General features: G+C 62.5%; 13 protein-coding genes. 5 read left to right on the top strand and 8 right to left on the bottom strand.

The window, feature by feature from the left end:
• Window positions 1–5: 5 nt before the first annotated feature.
• Complete coding sequence (locus GJ700_RS13860) at window positions 6–1,634, top strand: methyl-accepting chemotaxis protein (protein WP_154374744.1); 1,629 nt, start codon at window positions 6–8, stop codon at window positions 1,632–1,634.
• Window positions 1,635–1,640: 6 nt separating this feature from the next.
• A complete protein-coding gene (locus GJ700_RS13855; RefSeq protein WP_154374742.1) occupies window positions 1,641–2,156 on the top strand; it encodes a chemotaxis protein CheW in 516 nt (171 codons plus the stop codon).
• Window positions 2,157–2,193: 37 nt separating this feature from the next.
• On the opposite strand, the gene GJ700_RS13850 is transcribed toward GJ700_RS13855, so the two are convergent.
• Complete coding sequence (locus tag GJ700_RS13850) at window positions 2,194–3,759, bottom strand: S8 family serine peptidase (protein WP_154374739.1); 1,566 nt, start codon at window positions 3,757–3,759, stop codon at window positions 2,194–2,196.
• Window positions 3,760–4,027: 268 nt separating this feature from the next.
• Here GJ700_RS13850 and GJ700_RS13845 point away from each other — a divergent pair, with 268 nt between their 5' ends.
• The 3 genes from GJ700_RS13845 to GJ700_RS13835 all read left to right on the top strand — a co-directional run bounded on the left by GJ700_RS13845 (window position 4,028) and on the right by GJ700_RS13835 (window position 10,476).
• The gene (locus tag GJ700_RS13845) at window positions 4,028–5,455 is read left to right on the top strand and encodes a hypothetical protein (RefSeq protein ID WP_154374738.1); all 1,428 of its coding nucleotides are present in this window, start codon (window positions 4,028–4,030) and stop codon (window positions 5,453–5,455) included.
• Window positions 5,456–5,541: 86 nt separating this feature from the next.
• Window positions 5,542–7,560 carry a M13 family metallopeptidase gene (locus tag GJ700_RS13840; protein WP_154374736.1) on the top strand — a complete coding sequence of 673 codons (2,019 nt, stop codon included), beginning with the start codon at window positions 5,542–5,544 and terminating at the stop codon, window positions 7,558–7,560.
• A 75-nt stretch (window positions 7,561–7,635) separates the two neighbouring features.
• Window positions 7,636–10,476: an EAL domain-containing protein gene (locus tag GJ700_RS13835; RefSeq protein WP_154374734.1), complete on the top strand. Its 2,841-nt coding sequence runs from the start codon at window positions 7,636–7,638 to the stop codon at window positions 10,474–10,476.
• Window positions 10,477–10,525: 49 nt separating this feature from the next.
• Here the strand turns inward: GJ700_RS13835 and GJ700_RS36090 are convergent, their stop codons facing one another.
• The 7 genes from GJ700_RS36090 to GJ700_RS13800 form a co-directional block, all read right to left on the bottom strand.
• Window positions 10,526–12,196, bottom strand: coding sequence for a methyl-accepting chemotaxis protein (locus GJ700_RS36090; protein ID WP_154374732.1), 1,671 nt, complete (start codon window positions 12,194–12,196; stop codon window positions 10,526–10,528).
• A 243-nt stretch (window positions 12,197–12,439) separates the two neighbouring features.
• Entirely contained in the window at window positions 12,440–13,387 is a 948-nt protein-coding gene (locus GJ700_RS13825) for an SRPBCC family protein (RefSeq protein ID WP_154374730.1), read from the bottom strand.
• Window positions 13,380–13,733, bottom strand: coding sequence for an ArsR/SmtB family transcription factor (locus GJ700_RS13820; RefSeq protein WP_154374728.1), 354 nt, complete (start codon window positions 13,731–13,733; stop codon window positions 13,380–13,382). Before GJ700_RS13820 ends, GJ700_RS13825 begins: the two co-directional genes overlap by 8 nt.
• A 78-nt stretch (window positions 13,734–13,811) precedes the next feature.
• On the bottom strand, window positions 13,812–14,072 hold the full coding sequence (infA, locus tag GJ700_RS13815) for a translation initiation factor IF-1 (RefSeq protein ID WP_154374726.1): 261 nt from the start codon (window positions 14,070–14,072) through the stop codon (window positions 13,812–13,814).
• A gap of 299 nt (window positions 14,073–14,371) precedes the next feature.
• Entirely contained in the window at window positions 14,372–14,620 is a 249-nt protein-coding gene (locus GJ700_RS13810) for a DUF1059 domain-containing protein (RefSeq protein WP_154374724.1), read from the bottom strand.
• Between the two features lie 230 nt (window positions 14,621–14,850).
• Window positions 14,851–15,396 (bottom strand): PEP-CTERM sorting domain-containing protein, encoded by a 546-nt coding sequence (locus GJ700_RS13805; protein WP_229506995.1) that lies wholly within the window; start codon window positions 15,394–15,396, stop codon window positions 14,851–14,853.
• Between the two features lie 178 nt (window positions 15,397–15,574).
• On the bottom strand, window positions 15,575–18,112 hold the full coding sequence (locus tag GJ700_RS13800; protein WP_154374721.1) for an ATP-binding protein: 2,538 nt from the start codon (window positions 18,110–18,112) through the stop codon (window positions 15,575–15,577).
• Window positions 18,113–18,181 lie beyond the last annotated feature (69 nt).

Raw genomic sequence — 18,181 nt, 5'->3', positions numbered from 1 at the left:
CACCCATGACTGTTGCCAAAAAAATGTTCCTGCTGGTACTGAGCGCGCTGATCGGCATCCTGCTGCTGGGCGTGATCAGCCATAACCAGATCGACACCGTCTATGAACGCGCCAACTTTGCCAATGAAAACACGGTCCCCAGCATCCGCGATATCGACCGCGCCTACACGGCCATTTCCAACCTGCGCGCCGACGTGTGGCGCCATATTGCGCTGACGGACAGCGTTGCCATTGTCGAGATGGAAGCAAAGATGCGTGACCGGATGCAGGTGGTGGAAGACGCGTTGGGGGATTACGAAAAGAACGACATTTCAGATAGCAAGGACCGCACCATGCTGGCGGCCGACCGGGCGGCCGTGCAGGCGTATGAAAACCTGCGTCTGCGCGTGATGCACCTGTCGCGCGAACAGAAAGATACGGAAGCCATCGCGTTGCTGATGAATGCGCCGGAAGGTGTCCGCGTCGGCGCCGTGTTCGAGGAACACCGCGCATACAAAGCGCAACTGGGCGAGGCGGCGGCCAAGCTGGCGGCAGACGCGAAAGCGCTGGCGCTGCGGCTGTTGATCGGCGTGGCGGCAGCCACTTTGCTGACGGTGGGCGCACTGGGTGTGTTCTTGACACGCAACCTGCTGCGCCAGTTGGGCGGCGAACCGGATTACGCCGTGCGCGTCGCCAACCGTGTGGCGCAGGGCGACTTGACGGTCACGGTCAGCACCCGCCCGGGCGACGACAGCAGCCTGCTGTACGCGATCGCCACCATGGCCGGCAAGCTGTCGGGCATCATCGGCGACGTGCGCGGCGCCGCCGATGCGCTGGCCAGCGCGTCCGAACAGGTCAGCGCGACCGCGCAGGGCATGAGCCAGGCCAGCAGCGAACAGGCGGCCAGCGTGGAGCAGACCTCTGCCGCGGTGGAGCAAATGAGTTCGTCCATCACGCAAAACACAGCCAATGCGCGCACCACCGACAGCATGGCGTCGCAGGCGGCCACCCAGGCGGCGCAAGGCGGCGTGGCGGTGCGCGACACGGTGGTGGCGATGCGCAGCATTGCCGGCAAGATCGGCATCATTGACGACATCGCGTATCAAACCAACCTGCTGGCGCTGAACGCGGCCATCGAGGCGGCGCGCGCCGGCGAACACGGCAAGGGATTTGCCGTGGTGGCGGCCGAGGTGCGCAAGCTGGCCGAACGCAGCCAGGTGGCGGCGCAGGAAATCGGGGAACTGGCCAGTGGCAGCGTGGACAAGGCGGAACTGGCCGGCAAGCTGCTTGACGAGATGGTGCCGGCGATTACCCGCACCTCAAGCCTGGTGCAGGAAATCGCCGCCGGATCGGAAGAACAATCGGTGGGTGCGGGCCAGATCAACATGGCGATGGGGCAACTGAGCCAGAGCACCCAGCTCAACGCCAGTTCATCGGAAGAACTGGCTGCCACGGCGGAAGAAATGAGCGGCCAGGCAACCCAGCTGCAGGAACTGGTGCGCTTCTTCACGGTGGCCGATACGGCGCCGCCGGTAAGGACCCCGGCGCGCGGCACCGTGCATGATTTGGCGTCCCGGCGCCGCGCATCAGCCGGGCGCCCGGTCGTGTACGCGGCCAAGCCGCCGGTCGACGAAACGGACTTCGTCTCTTTTTGAGGAGCCATGATGGGCCAATTGAATATGGCGGCCACGCTTATGATTGGTGGCAAACAGCAATACCTGACCTTCATGCTGGGCGGTGAAACCTATGCGATGCGCATCGCCGGCATCAAGGAAATCATCCCGTACGGCGGCGTGACGGCGATACCGTGCGTGCCTGATTCCATACGGGGCGTGATCAACCTGCGCGGCGCGGTGGTGCCGGTGATCGACCTCGGCGCGCGCTTTGGGCATGGCGCGCTGTCGCAGGTACGCCGCAGCTGTATCGTGATCATTGAAGTGACGGATGGCGAGACCGGGCAGGACATTGGCGTGATGGTCGACGCCGTCAACGCCGTGGTGGAAATCGACGATGACGACGTCGAACCGCGTCCTGCCTTTGGCGCCAGCGTGCGCGTGGAGTTCATCCAGGGCATGGGCAAGGTCAACGGCAAGTTTGTCGTGATCCTGGACGTCGGCGCCGTGTTGTCGATGGATGAACTCGCGCTGCTGACGGAAATGACCGAACTGGCGGCGTAGGGACGGACTGTTCAGGCCGCCCCTGCGCCTGCCGTGATCAGTTATTGCAACCGTTGGCGCGGATGCGGTCGTACGCTGCCTTCGCCTGCACCAGGCCATAGCCGTAGTACGCGTCGCGGCCCGGCGCGCCCAGGTCCAGCGCCGTCTTGCCCAGGGTGCTGCGGATCTGGGCGGCGCTGCAATTCGGGAAGTAGCTCCACACCAGCGCAGCCACGGCCGACACGTGCGGCGTCGCCATCGACGTGCCGTTGAAGTAGGCGTAGTTGGTGGCCGTCACATTGACGGTGGCGCTCTGGCCCAGTTGTGCTTGCAGCGTGGCGCCTTCCGTGCCCGATGCGGTCACGGACGGAATCGACGACGCGGCGCCACCCAGCGTGCCGGCAAAGCCTTCCGGCGCGTTGTTGTAGACCACGGCGCCGACGCCGCCGCTGGCCTGGCAATTGGCCACCTTGACGGAGAAGGCAATGCTGCCGCGCTTGATCAGGCACACCTTGCCCGCCACGGCGGCATTGGTGGCGTCGCCCAGGCCGAAGTCGGCCAGCGGCGCCGTGACCGAGGCGGCCGGCGAACCGTCCATGCCGCCCGGCGCATAGGTGGTGGCGCCCACTTTCAACGCGGATTCGCGGCCGCTGCCCATCGGCACGGTCGACAGCACGCCCACGCCCGGTCCGGCGATTTCCACCTTGTCCGTGAATTGCGAGAAGTTCGCGACCACCTTGTTTTCATCGAGGGCCGCCACCGACATCACGCTCGGGTAGCCGGCCGGATACGATTGCGTATTGTTGCCATCGTTGCCTGCCGCCGCAATCGACAGCACGCCGCGCTTGGCCAGCCCGTCGAACGCGCGTTCTTCCGCCTGGCTGCGCTCGTCGCCGCCCAGCGACATGCTGATCACGTTGGCGCCCGCCGCGCCGCACTTGTTGGCGGCGGCAATCAGGGTCGACGTGTAGGCCCAGCCATCGGCGCCGAACACCTTGATGATGTGCAGGTTCAGCTTGCCATTGGCATTGACGCCGACGACGCCCTTGCCCGCATTGTTGAGGGCGGCAATGGTGCCGGCCACGTGGGTGCCATGGTGGTTTTCGTCCGTGTTCCACGCACCGGTGCCGGGATTGGTCTGGCCCGTCACGTGGTTGCCCGACAAGTCTTCATGCGCCAGGTCGATGCCGGAGTCGATGATGCAGACGGTGCGGTTGCCCGCATAGGTGTCCGGCAACTGGTCCGCCTGCACCATGGCGATGCCATATGGCACTTGCTGACCGGTTTTATACGGGGTGCCGGTGGACGGCGTGGCCAGCGCGGTCAGGTAGCGCTTGCCATCGTTTTCCACGAATTCAATGTGCGGGTTATTGCGCAAATCGTTGACAGCCTTGGCCGGCACTTCGGCTACCGACGCGTTGATGTCGTCCATATCCACTTTGACGTTGCCTTTCGCAGCAGCGATGGCGGCTTTGCCGTTTTGCTTGCCGCCGGCTTTGAAGCCGACGATCACGCGCGCCGTGTCGTCCGTGCTGGCGGCGGCGGGCGCTGCATGCGCGGCGCCGGCAGTTGCAATCAGTACCGTTACCGCGGCTGCGATAGTGTTCTTGGTGGATTGAAACATAATCTCCCCTTGTAGGTGGAATGGATATCGAAAACCGCTGGCACGGTGGCGCCGGACGGCGTTGTGGAAAGGCGATGTTAGAAATCTTCTAACGGCGGGTCAATCTCAGCAGCGGTTTATTTGTTCAGATTGACGCGAAAACAACAAAGTTTCCGCATGGAAATCAATGGGTTACGCGCAGTGTGACGAACGGAGTTAATGAAACGGCAATGCGTGCCGTTAACCGGGGATGACGTCGATTTCTTCCTTGTCGAACTGGCAACCTGCCATGCGCTTGCCCGCTGCCCCCGCCGGCCGATTTGTCGCCACCGGGGCGGCTGCCGCGCCGCCGTCGGCCATTGTCCGGCTCAGTCCCGAAAGCCTGGTCGCCGCCAGGCAAGCGCAGGCGGATGACGCCATGCCGCCGTTCCCGGTCCGCTTCAAGGACGTGGGGGCGGCCATGCTGCGGCAATTCAATACGGGCGCAGCCGTTCCCGCCACGCAGGCCGCCTTGCCGGACAACGTCGATAACAAATTCACCCTCGGCATCGTGACCCGCAGCGGCGTAAAGGTCGACCTGACCCTGGCCAGCCTGGAGGACGGGATGACCTTGCAGGTCAGCGCCAGTGCGGAATTGAGCGATGCGGAACGCGGCGCGCTGTCCCGTCTCGCCGAAGGCTTCCAGGCGGCGATCGACGGCATGGCGGCGGGGGAGCCGCAAATCCGCCTTGGTGCGCTGACGCGGTTCGATGCCAAAGCGTTGCAATCTGTGGAACTCCATGCGGAGGTCAAACAAGCCGCCGGGACGCAATCCCTGGCATTCCGTACCGACGACAAACAGCGCAAAGTCAGCTTTGATGGCCCGGACGGCAGTGCGGAAGTCGCCGTCGATACCAGCCAGTCCGCCAGCCAGGGCACGAAGCAGCAGCAGGCGAAAGCCATCGACAGTTACCTGAAACAGTTTGACCAGGCGGTGGAACGCGGCCACGGCGACGTTCGGCTGATGACGATGTTCAAGGATGCCTTCGCCGACATGAACCGCACGTCGGCGCGCGACGAAGCGCGTGACACGGGCCTGTCGCTGCCGGGACAGTGGCCGCTGGCGGCGGAAGACCATGCGGTGCTGACCGGGCTGGCCGATTTCAGCGCGTCCGTCACGCAAACGCCGAAGTGGAGCAATCCGCTGCGCTCGGCGGAAAAGGATAGTTTCAGTTATTCGGTGTCGCAACAGACCCATATCGACGGCGCCCGCCGCGATGAACGCACCGTGTCGCAGACCCAGCAGGCGCGCCTGGCCGCGCAATTCCATGCGCCGGTCAAAAAGGGCGGTGCGCTGAAACTGGATGTGACGCCGCCATCGCAAACGTACGAATACCACCGCATCGATGACGCGGCCGACAGCAACGTCGAACTGGGTTACCGGGACGGACGCTTGTTCAAGGCGGCGCTGCGCCAGTCGGCCAGCCAGTCCGAACGCATTCAAACCTATGCGATGGGCAAACTGGTGTCCGATAAAACCATCCCCGGCCAGCAGACGCTGGTGCTCGATTTGATGGCCAGCCTGGCGCCGTACCAGGCGGGCGACGATGGCCGTGCCGACGATACGCGTGCGGCGCGAGAGGCGCGCCGCCAGCAGGCATTGGACGCGCTGAACGACGACATGCTGCTGCTGGCGGCGCCGGACGCGCTGATGGCGCGGCGGCGCGCGGTGCCCTGAAACATTCCTGATACAAAATCCCGACGTTGACTGCCGATTGCTGCGTCATACTTCTGTTCGTGATTATTTCGTCGGAGTTGTGAGTTATGAAACGCACCCTGCTCGGCATGATGCTGTTCGGCTGTTTCCACGCGTGGGCGGCGGGTCCGCAAGCGGGCATCGACGCCGCCGGCATCGACCAGAAGGTCCGCGCCCAGGACGACTTTTTCCGCCATACGCAGGGCAAGTGGCTGAGCGACGTGGACATCCCCGCCGACCGCTCCAGCTGGGGCGCCTTCAATGTGGCGCAGGAAAAAGTCGAAGAGCAGGTGCGCTCCATCATTGAGCAGGCCGAACAGGACAAGACGCGCAAGCCCGGCTCCGACGCGCAAAAGATCGGCGACTATTACGCCAGTTTCATGGATGAGGGCCGCCGCAATGCGCTGGGCCTGACGCCGTTGAAAGCCGAACGTGCGCGCATTGTCGCGCTGTCCGGCAAGCAGGGGCTGGCGGCGCTGATGGCGCACATGAACCGCATCGATGGCGGCGCGCCGCTCGACATGGGCGTGGGGCAGGACAACCGGGATTCGACCCGTTACATCGTCAACATTTCGCAGTCCGGCCTGGGCTTGCCCAACCGCGATTACTTCCTGTCGGACAACGACGCCCGCCTGTCCGACATCCGCGTCAAATACCAGGGGCACGTGGAAAAGATGCTGGTGCTGGCCGGCCATCCGCAGGCCGCGGCGGAAGCGGCGCAAATCGTCGCGCTGGAAACGGACATCGCCCGCGCACACTGGACCGCCGTCGAGCGGCGCGATCCGGTCAAGGCTTATAACAAGCTGACGCTGGCGCAACTCAAGGCGCTGATGCCGAACTTTGACTGGGATGCCTACCTGAAGGGTATCGGAGTGGCCGGCAAGGTCGATGCGCTGATCGTGCGCCAGCCGAGCTACCTGGCCAGCCTGGACAAACTGATCGTGTCCACGCCGCTGCCGGTGTGGAAAGCGTATTTCGAATTCCACCTGCTCAGCGCCTACGCGCCCTACCTGTCGCAAGCGTTTGTCGATGAAAGCTTCGCCTTCCGCGGCACGGTGCTGTCGGGCGCAAAGGAAAACCGGGCCTTGTCCAAGCGCGCCATCGCCGAAGTGAACCGCGCGCTGGGCGAAGTCGTGGGCAAGGCCTACGTGAAGCAATACTTCCCTGCGGAGCGCAAGCAGCAGGTGGCGGACATGGCGCAGAACTTCATTGCCGCCTTCCGCGAAGGCATCGAGTCGCTCGACTGGATGAGCAAGGAAACCAAGGCTGAAGCGCAAATCAAGCTGTCCAAGATCAGCGTGAAGGTCGGTTATCCGGACCAATGGCGCGATTATTCGAAATTGGCTGTCAAGCGCGGCGACCTGGTGGGCAACGTGTTGCGCTCCCGCGATTTCGGCCACGAATACGCGATCAACAAGCTAGGCAAGCCGGTCGACCGCGCAGCGTGGGGGATGACGCCGCAAACCGTGAACGCGTATTACAACCCGTCGCTGAACGAAGTGGTATTCCCCGCCGCGCGGCTGCAATACCCGTTGTATGACGCCGATGCTGAGCCGGCAGTCAACTATGGCGCCGTCGGCATTTCTATCGGCCACGAAATCAGCCACGCGTTTGACGACAAGGGGTCGCAATACGATGGCGATGGCAACCTGCGCAACTGGTGGACCAAGGAAGATGGCGAGAAGTTCGCTGCACGCGGCAAGATGCTGGTGGCCCAGTACAACACATACAGCCCGCTGCCGGGCTACTTCATCAATGGTGAATTGACGCTGGGCGAAAACATCGCGGACAACGCCGGCCTGATCATGGCCACCCGCGCCTACAAGCTCCACATGAAAGGGCAGCCCGGCCCGGTGATCGACGGCTACACGGCCGAACAGCGCCTGTTCATGGGCATGGCGCAAGCCCGCCGTGGCAAGGCGCGCGACGCCGCCGCCATCGCCCAGGTCAAATCCGATCCGCATTCGCCGGCCGAATTCCGCGTCAATGGCAGCGTCAGGAACCACCCCGGTTTCTATGAGGCGTTCGACGTCAGGGAAGGCGACAAGATGTACCTGCCACCGGACCAGCGTGTGATCTTCTGGTAACGGGCGGCCGGCAAAAGCCGGGAGCGGAGCCGAAGTGGACTAAGCTGTTGCACACGGGTTTAAAGAAAGGGCGCCATGCGGATTTCGACCAAGCTCACTCTCGTTGTCGCGACGGTGTTCACCATCATCGGTGTCGCGGGCGCGCTCACCATCGGCCAGATGCAGGATATCGCGCGCCGTTCCATCGGCACCGAGGCGCGCTATCTGGCCGAGTCCATGTCTACCCTGGTGGCCTTTGAAACCGCCAGGGATACACCGGCGGCCCGCCAGAAGCGCTACCAGGACTTGATCGACTTTATCGCCGCCCGGGACAGGCGCGACCTGGAAATCGTCGCGCCGGATCTCGTCATCCTGGCCGACGTCACGGCGGAGCACATCGGTACCAAGATCGAGGAGGGGCCGCGGCGCGGCATCATCGGACGCACGCTGCGCGATGGCCAGCCGCGCACGATGACGGAAGCGGCCACTGCGGACGAACCTGAAATGCACCAGATCGTGGTGCCGGTGCGCGACATGGCCAATCGCATCGTGGCAGCCCTGGTGTATGAATACACGCCGCTGCACGATGATGTGTCCGGGCTGGCGTCGCAAGCGCTGCGCTGGGTCACCGCGCTGGCGGTGGCCGGCATCGTGCTGGCGCTGGCCAGTGCGGCTTACCTGGCGCGGGCCGTGTCGGTGCCGCTGAAGCAGCTAACCAATGCCGCGATGCAGCTGGGACGCGGCCGGCGCGCAATTGCCGCTGTCAGGGATACGCGCGACGAGATTGGCGAGTTGGCCACGGTCTTCAACACGATGAGCGCCGCGCTGCACTTGCGCGAGCGTGCAATGGAATCGACCTTCAATGGCATCATGATCGTGGACCTGGGCAAGCCTGGCTTCCCGCTCGAGTACGTCAACAAGGCATTCGAACGGATCACTGGCTATCGTGCGCAGCAAGTGCTGGGCAAACCGTCCGATTTCCTGGTGCGCGACGATGTCGACCAGCCGGGCCTGCACCAGATCCGCCAGGCCATGCGCGAAGGGCGCGAAGCCCATGTCGTGTTGCGCGGCTATCGCCAGGATGGCGCACTGTTCTGGAACGAAGTCAGTATCGCGCCGGTGCGCAACGACGAGGAAGCGCCGAGCCATTATGTGGCCATCATCAGCGACATCACGGAGGCGCGCAACGATGCCGACCAGCTGGCGCACCAGGCCCAGTTCGACACGCTGACCGGCCTCGCGAATCGCAGCCTGATGCTGGACCGCCTGAACCAGGCGATCGGCAGCGCGGGGCGCCATTTCGACCGCATCGTGGTGGCCTTCATCGACCTGGATGATTTCAAGCTGATCAACGATAACCTGGGGCACGAAGTGGGCGATCAGCTGTTGCGCGCCGTGGCGCAACGCTTGCGGGACAGCATACGTCCGGGAGATACGGCGGCCCGTTTCGGTGGCGATGAATTTGTCCTGTTGCTGCTCGATGAAGGCGCCCAGCCGGCGCTGGCGGAATCGCAATTGACGGAGCTGGTGCGGGCAATATTGCAGAACGTCGCGGCGCCGCTGGCACTGGCCGGACGGGATATCCAGATCAGTTGCAGCATTGGCCTTGCCGCCTATCCGCAGGATGGCGAGGACGCGGAAATGCTGATCAAGCATGCCGATACGGCCATGTACCGGGCCAAGGAGCTGGGCCGCAACGGCTTCCAGTTCTTTACCGAGGCATTGCAGCTGCGCGCGCAGCAACAGCTGGAACTGGGGGCCAGCCTGCGCCTTGCGCTGGAGCGCGATGAATTCGAATTGCATTACCAGCCGCAGGTCAGCTTGCGCAGTGGCCGCGTGGTCGGCGTCGAGGCATTGCTGCGCTGGCGCCATCCGGAGCGGGGCTTGCTGGGACCCGGGCATTTCATTTCCTTCGCGGAGGAGTCCGGACTGATCATCCCGATCGGCGAATGGGTGTTGCGGCGCGCCTGCATGCAGAACAAGGCGTGGCAGGACGCGGGATTGCCGGCGATTCCGGTGGCGGTCAACATCTCGGCCCGCCAGTGCGCCCACCACGGCCTGGAAGCGGTGGTGCGGTCGGCGCTGGACAGCAGCGGCCTGGACCCGCATTGCCTGGAGCTGGAGCTGACGGAGAGTATTTCGATGGCCGATCCGGAACACAGCGTGCCCATGATGGAACGCATGAAAGCAATCGGGGTCGAGTTGTCGATCGACGATTTCGGCACGGGCTACTCGAATATGAGTTACCTGAAGCGCTTCCCGATCGACCGGCTGAAACTCGATATCTCGTTTGTGCGGGAAATCACCACGGATCCTGGCAGCCTGGCCATTTCAGATGCCATCATCACGATGTCGCACAGCCTGCACCTGGAAGTCGTGGCGGAAGGCGTGGAAACGGAAGGGCAATTGTCGCTGCTGGCATTGCGCCACTGCGATATCGTGCAAGGCTATTACTTCAGCAAGCCGCTGGAAGCCGGTGCGCTTGCGGCGCTGCTGCGCGAGGGCCGCCGCCTGCCGGACCACTTGATTGGCCGCCTGCCTGACGCGCCGGCACTACTGGTGCTGGATGACGATCCCCACATCCTGGGCTACCTGGACCTGGTGCTGAGCAACGAAGGCTATGCCGTGCATGTCGCCACCGCCCCCGGGCAAGCCTTTGAAATCCTTGCCTGCCATGACGTGGCTGTCGTGCTGAGCGACTTGCGGATGCCGGCCATCAGCGGGGTGGAATTCCTGGGCCGCGTGCGGCACATGTATCCCGATGTGCTGCGCATCATGCTCAGCGCCTGCGACGATGCCGAATCGACACGGCAGGCCATCAATATGGGCGCCGTCTACAAATTCATTGAAAAGCCGGTGCAGCCGGAGATGCTGGTAGCCATCGTGGAAGACGCCTACCAGTGCTACCAGGGCAGGCGGGGACAGCAAACTGCCTGAATGACGGCGGTTTGCTGTCCGAAGCGGGCGGGGGAGGGGGCAACAGGATTCAGGCTGGCAGAGGCGCCGGGACGCCGCCCAGTTGCGACATCAGCCGCATGCTTTTCGCAGCCCGGGGGGCGGCAGAGGCGCGCGCGGCGGCATGCTGTGGCGCCGCTTCCGCCGCTTCGGTCTTGAACTGGCTGACGATGTCCACCAGGGCGCCGGCCTGTTGTTGCAAAGACGCGGCGGCGGCGGCCGCTTCTTCCACCAGCGCGGCGTTTTCCTGCGTCACCTGGTCCATTTGCGTGACCGCTTCATTGATTTGCTCGATCCCCGCCGTCTGCTCCCGGCTGGCGGCGCTGATGTCGCCCATGATGTCCGTCACATTGCGGATGCTGGTGACGATGGCCGCCATCGTGGCGCCCGCTTCCTCGACCAGCATGGTGCCGCTGTGGACCTTGGCGGATGAATCTTCGATCAGCGCCTTGATTTCCTTGGCGGCCGCGGCGGAACGTTGCGCCAGGCTGCGCACTTCGGTCGCCACCACGGCGAAGCCGCGTCCCTGTTCGCCGGCGCGGGCCGCCTCCACTGCCGCGTTCAGCGCCAGGATATTGGTCTGGAACGCAATGCCGTCGATGACGCCGATGATGTCGGCAATTTTGCCTGACGAGGTGTTGATGGCGGTCATGGTCTCCACCACTTGCGACACCACGGCGCCGCCTTTGCGCGCCACGTCCGCGGCATTGATCGCCATCTGGTTCGCTTGCTGTGCATTGTCCGCGTTTTGCTTCACGGTGGCCGTCATTTCTTCCATGGATGACGCGGTTTCTTCCAGCGAACCAGCCTGCTGCTCGGTGCGGGAGGACAAGTCGAGATTGCCGGCCGCGATCTGGTTGGTGGCGCTGGCAATGCTGTTCGCACCGCCGCGCACCTGGTTGACGATGCCGGCCAGGTTGTCGCGCATCTCTTTCATGAAGTACAGCAGGCTTTGGGTATCGTGGCGGCGGGTATCGACTGACACGCTCAAGTCGCCGGAGGCAATGCGGCGCACGATGCTTGCCGCATACGCCGGATCACCGCCAAGCTGGCCCAGCACATTGCGCATCAGCAGGAACACGATACCCATGCTGAACACCGCCATGCTGCCCAGGCACCACATGATCATATGGCGCGAATCGTGATAAATTTCATCGCCGGCCTGGCTGGCTTTGCGTCCGCCTTCGATGTTCATGTCGCCCAGTTTGGTCAGGTCGGCGTTGGCCGCGTTGTATTTTTGCTGCGACAGGCCGCGGATCACGGCCAGCGCTTCGGCATCCTTGTGTTCGCGCGACAGCGCCAGCACTTTTTTGCGTTCCGCCAGAAAATCGCCCCAGTTGGCCATGAACGAGTCGTACACCATTTGCTCGGCGGGGGAGGCGATCAGCTTCGCGTATTCGGTCCGGTTTTGCTCAAAGGTGGCCAGGATTGTCGCCATCTCGCCTTCGTAGCGGCTCCACTCGGCGTCACTGTCGGACAGGATATGTTGCAATGCCTTGATGCGCAGGTTGGCGATATTGCTGCTCATGGTCAGCGTGTTGCGAACGCTGGGCATCCAGTGTTGTTCCATGTCGGTCGATGTCTGGTTGACACGCGCCAGCTGGACAATGGAAAAACCGCCCAGCAGCACGCCCAGCAGCAGCACCGACAGGAACGAAATCATGAGTTTCGTGGACAATTGCAGATTCGCGAGCCATTTCATTTTGCATCTCCCCCTCGTTATCAAAGCAACCAGGAGCCGGTTGCCAGTCCCAACTGCCTCGTGCGTTTGCTGCCTGTGATTGATTTCACTAGCTTGTTGCAAGGGGCTTGCTGTTGATTACAGCGTAGGCGGGAAGCGGGGTAGGAAATAGTAAGGATATCCTGATCTTGCAGTCAGGATATATGCCGAAGCTGCGCTGCGGGGCGCGCGCTTCCGCTGCGAGCGGAGGCGCGCAACTGGTCATCAGCCGCCCAGCGCCGCTTCCAGCTTGTCGAACGACCCGGTCCAGCCGCCCGTCATGCTGGCGCGGTGTTCGAGGAAGACCGCCAGTTCTTCGGCTGTTGCCTTGCCCGCGACTTCCCAAGTCACCGTAACCCGGGTGCGATTGGGCGTTTCGGCGCTGAATTGCACGGTGGTGCGCATGGTTTCCGGCCACACGGGCGCCATCGGGTGGCGCGCGATGTTTTCATGCTCGTCGCAGAACTGCTGCGTGTAGACCAGCAGGTCGGGCCGGCGGATTTCCTCGTAATGCGCGCGGCCATACATGGTGATGGCATCGTTGCTCATGCAATACAGCGAACCGCCGCCGGTGCGGATGTCGGCGCGCAGGAAACGCATTTCCATGCCGGTCGGCGGCAGCCAGCGCGCCAGGTGTTCAGGCTTGGTCCACATGTCGAACACGACATCCTGCGGCGCGTCGAAGCTGCGGTTGATGACGAACTTGTCCTGGTCCGCCAGGCGCTTGCCCAGGTATTCGGCCAAGCGGTCCCAGGTGGAATCGCCGTTGGCGTGCTTGATGAACTGGCGGGTTTGCTTGGCGGCTTCCGCATCGGCCAGCGCCATGGTCATGTCCATGCGGGTCTTGCCATCGACTTCGTCGAACAGCACGGTGACGTGGAACAGGGGCGGACTGGTGTCGGTGGCGCCGTGGTCGTAGACCAGTTTGCGCAGCGGTTCCACCACGTGATAGACGGTCTTGTTGGGGTAGTCGGTGCCGTCCGGCCCATGCATGGTGTAGCGCCAGACGCCGCCCACGCGCAGATCCTTGCTGTGCGTGGTCAGCGTGAAACCGCGCGGCCCCCACCATTGCGCGACCTGGGCCGGGTCGGTCCAGGCGTCCCAGACCGCCTGCACGGGCGCGTCGTACATGCGGACGATGCGGATTTCATTCGGGGCGCTGAACTCAGACATTTTCATCTCCTTTTTTGGGTGGGGCGGTAACGGTTTTCAGGTAGGTGTCGAGACGGTCGAAACTCTCTTCCCAGAACACGCGGTAATGCTCCATCCAGTCGGCGGCTTCCTTGAGCCCATCGCCATTGATCTTGCAGGAGCGCCACTGCGCCTTGCGCGTCTTGGTGATGAGGCCGGCCTTTTCGAGCACCTGCAAATGTTTGGTCACGGCAGGCAGGCTCATCTCTCCCAGAAAGGGTTCGGCCAGGTCGGAAACATTGGCTTCGCCCAATGACAACCGGGCCAGCATGGCGCGCCGTGTCGGGTCCGCGAGCGCGGAAAAGGTTTGGCTGAGATGGTCTTGCATGAATTTCACCGATTGATTAATTAACCAATTGGTTTAATATAGGCCCGAATCAGGCCGGCGTCAAGCCTGGCGCGTTTTTTAGCGGCGGCGAACCGGCGGCGGGTTGCCGGGGCTGCGCTTTTCGATGTGGCGGAAAATGATGCGTCCCTTGGACAGGTCGTAGGGCGACAGTTCCAGGGAGACCTTGTCCCCGGCGAGGATGCGGATGAAATTCTTTTTCATCCGGCCTGCGGCGTAAGCGATCAGCTTGTGACCATTGTCCAGGTCGACACGGAACCGCTGGTCAGGCAGCACTTCGACCACCACGCCATTCATTTCAATTAATTCTTCTTTGCCCATGGGCGCCTTTCGGTGGTGTTGCGGGTGAGACGCAACGTGCCAGGCTGCGATGGGGGAGCGAAAAAAAAGCCCGCTTGCGGCGGGCTTCGTTTCAATGTAATGCCAATGCTTCAATCGCGGCTCCAGCCCATCCTATCTGCATGGTGCGGAGCTGTTGGCCCATGCTATCTGCAAGGTGCCAACGTATGACCAACGTATATGGTGCTACAACGGTGAAGTACTCGAGAACTTCACAACGGAGCGGAGTGTAGCACAGTTTTTGTGCGGTGCACAAAATATTTGCCCGGCGGCAGGCGGGGTCAATGGCGGGCAGCCGTGGCGCCGGTCGCGGCGGCTTGCCCCGCCATCGGCGGATGTTCCGGCGGCATGCCATCCTTGAACAGCTGGCGCAGTTGCGTGCGCAGTTCCGGTGTGTCGGTATGGTGGTGTACCGAGACCGCGTGCTCCACCGCAATTTGCAATAACTCGTCCTCGGTGTCGGCGGAGATGGCAACCGAGCAGTGCATATCGCTGGGGAAGTCCCGGCAATCGATAAATTTGCGCGTCATGATGAATTCCTTCGCTGGTAACGGCGGGCGCCAGGTCGGCCGTTTCAGTATAGGCAGCGGCGCCGGTGTAAACAATGAAATCTCAGCGCGGCAGGCCCAGCGCCTTGCATGGCGCACTGCGGCCTTGTTTGCACACGGCCGGAACTCATACTGTTGACGCTCAGCGTTAAGTGGGATTAAAAAAAACGCCAACCGGGGTGATTGGCGTTTTCGATTTTCTCCTGACTGGCTTATTGCTTGCGGCGGCGTGCTGCCGCGACGCCCAGCAGGCCCAAACCGAACAGGGCCAGGCTTGCCGGCTCAGGGACATTGGCTGGGGCCAGATCGTCGAAGGACAATTCCCAGAACGCGTCATAGTTTTCAGCGGTCGAGAAGCGTGCCACACCGACCGTGCCCGAATAGTTGAAGGAGGATGCGTACGTGGCGATCAGGTTGTTCGAGATATCGAACAACTGAGTCTGGGCATTGCCGGTAATGGCAGTGATGGACAGGGTATTGACCGTGGCCGTGGCGCCGCCGACCGGGGAAACAAAGCTACCGTTGACTACACCGGTATAGCTTTGGGCGCCAGCCGTCAGGCAAGTTCCGCCGCACGCCGTGACCAGGCCTTGCGGGCTGGAGAAGATGATGCCGAGCGACGCCCAGGTGTTGCCGTCGACAGGGCTGTCCTGGTTATGGGTGCTACCCAGCGCGGTGAAATCGATCACGGTAGCCTGCGACAAGGCTGGCACGAGAGCGGCGAAGGCAAGGACGGCACGGGCAAGGAATTTTTTCATGGTATCTGTGCAAATGATTGGTTTATGGAAAATTAAATTTCTATAAGCAAACATTGTGCCTATAGGAATTAATGTTTTAAATCAATCAGTTGTGGCGGCACGGTTTTATGACTGTAAGAATTTTCGACAAAATCATGCCGGGGCGGGGGCGACCAGCGCGGCGGGCCCTCCGTCCGCATTACTCCTGGTTGGAGCGATACCGTTCCACCAGCGCCATGACTGCCTTGGATTGATAGCTGTCCGCGAGATGCCGCAGGCGTGATGCGAAGGGGATGTAGTGCTGGTCCAACTGTTTCAGGTAATCGGCGCGTGCCATGATCAGCTTCATGTTGCCCAGCTTGGCCAGCCGGTATAGCGTCTCGATTTCGTGCTGTGGCGGCGCGACGAAGTCCCCCGTTTCTTCCGCATTTTCCTGCGCGCGCTCGTCGTGAATCCAGGTCAGGGACAGCAGGGTGCCGATGGTTTTCAGCAGCTTGTCCAGTTCGATGGGTTTGGGAATGAAGGCATTGGCGCCGGCTTCCAGGTTCATTGCCTCTTCTTCGCGGTTCGCGCTGGCCGTGACGATGATGATGGGAATGCCGGCGAATTCCGGCATGCGGCGTATCCTGCGCGTCGCTTCCCGTCCATCCATGACCGGCATCATGACATCCATCACGATGAGATCAGGACAGGCGTCGTCGAGCACGGCCAGGCATTCCTCGCCATTCTTCGCATCGCACACGTCGAAGCCAAGCGGTTGCAAGGCCTCGATCAGCATGGCGCGATTGTGCGGCACGTCATCCACAACCAGCACTTTCCTGCGCGGGCCTTCATAGGCGAGGATGCGCGCTGGCGCCTGCAGCTCGGTAACCAGCGGACTGGCGAGCGGCAGATCGAGCTCGAACCAGAACAGGCTGCCCTTGCCCTGTTCGCTGCGTACGTGGATATTCCCACCCATGAGCCGAATGAGTTGCTGGCTGATGGCCAGGCCCAATCCCGTTCCCGCCTCGCGCCGCCGTATGTCGCTGACCTGCTCAAAGGGTTGGAAGATGCGCGACAGCTGCTCTTCGCTCATGCCGATACCGGTGTCCTCCACTTCGAAGCGCAGGCGGACCGTGCTTTGGCTGCTTTCCAACGCCGCGACGCGCTGTACGCTCAGGACGATTCCGCCGCGGTCGGTAAATTTCACCGCATTCCCGAGAAGGTTGAGCAGTACCTGGCGCAAGCGCTTGTCGTCCACGGTGACCGCCGCGGGCAGCGCTGGCGAAGTCCGGAACTCGAACGACAGGTTTTTCTCCTCTGCCTTGACACGGATGATGTCGTCGACGATGCGCAGGAGGTGGGACGGGTCGACATCGTTGGGGTCCAGGCTGAGCTTGCCGGCTTCGACGCGCGCCAGGTCGAGGATATCGTTGATAAGGGTGAGCAGGTGCTGGCCGCTTTCATGGATCGTCGCCAGGCCCGTGGTCTGCCGCTTCGTCAAATGCGGATCGCGCTGCAGGATTTGCGCATAGCCGAGGATGGCGTTCAGCGGCGTGCGCAATTCGTGGCTCATCTGCGCCAGGAATTCGCTGCGCAGGCGCGCCAGCCGCACCGCTTCGGCCAGCGCCTTTTCCCGCGCCGCTTCCGCCGCCTTGCGCTCGTTGATGTTGCGCGACACGCCCACCATCCCCAGCAGCGTACCGTCGTCGTCCAGCACCGGGGCCCGGTAGGTTTCCATCCAGACCAGGCCGTTCTCGCTTGCGACGGGCTGTTCCACGGTTGCCCGGTGGCGCGTGGTGATCACTTCGGTATCGTCGGCATGATAGGAACCGGCCAGTTCGGGCGGCCACAATTCCTGGTCCGACTTGCCCACCATTTCCTCGACGCTGCGCCCGCAGGCCGCGGCTTTGGCCTGGTTGACCGCCAGGTAGCGGTGGCCCGTATCCTTGAGCCAGACCCACAGTGGCAGCGTGTCGATCAGTGTGCGCAGATAACGGGTTTGCTGGCGCAGCTCCGCGGTGCGGGCTTGCATGCTTGCCAGGCCGAGAATGCCGAATCCGATCCACGCGGACACCAGGTACATCAGCAGTTTTGCCTGCGAAATCCATTTCCCGCGGATCTGGATCGATTGCAGCTCGATGGTGAATTGTTGGCCGGGCGGGACGTATCCCGTCGACAGTTCCACGGCCGTCACGTTATCGAGCCGGGCATAGCTCCGGGACAGCGGCACCTTGCGCACACTTCGCCACCAGTCCGCGGTGCGCAGGACATTGACTGGAATCGCGAGGGAGGGCTGGCCGGCGGGTTTGATTTCGGCTTCATTAAACCGCTGCGAGTTCCAGTCTCCCACCGTGGACATTTCCGGCTCAAAATTCATCAGGTGGAGCTTGATGGATTGCGGGGGTGACTCCGAATAGCGCATGTTGAGCACGATCGTTTCAAACTGCGAAAGGTCCACCCCTTTGCCTGCGGCGCCCAGCAGAAATTGCAGCTTACAAAACGGATAGGGCGCGGCCGGTCCCAGTTTGCAGCGCATGATGATGGCATCGTCGCTGAGAACCAGCGACGAGACCGAATTACCGTGATCGTGCTCGCTGTCATCGGTCACCCTGGCGCCGTGCGGCTGGCGGGGTGAAATCTCGATGATCCGGGTCATGCCGAAATGCTGCCACATCAATAATGCGGGCGTAAGTAACAGCAAAAAAGTTATTAAATAATAACTTTTTCTCATCGTGCGGGAAGCCGGCTGATTCATCAGGTTTTGCTCCTGGAAGCTCCGTCCCACAGGACGGGGCGGACGCCGGCTTCAGTCACCGTCCCAGTG

It is taken from the genome of Pseudoduganella rivuli, assembly GCF_009674485.1.
GTDB classification, from domain to species: Bacteria; Pseudomonadota; Gammaproteobacteria; order Burkholderiales; family Burkholderiaceae_D; genus Rugamonas; species Rugamonas rivuli_B.
Note: the sequence above shows the minus strand (reverse complement) of the source record. Positions and strands in the feature narration are given on the sequence as shown.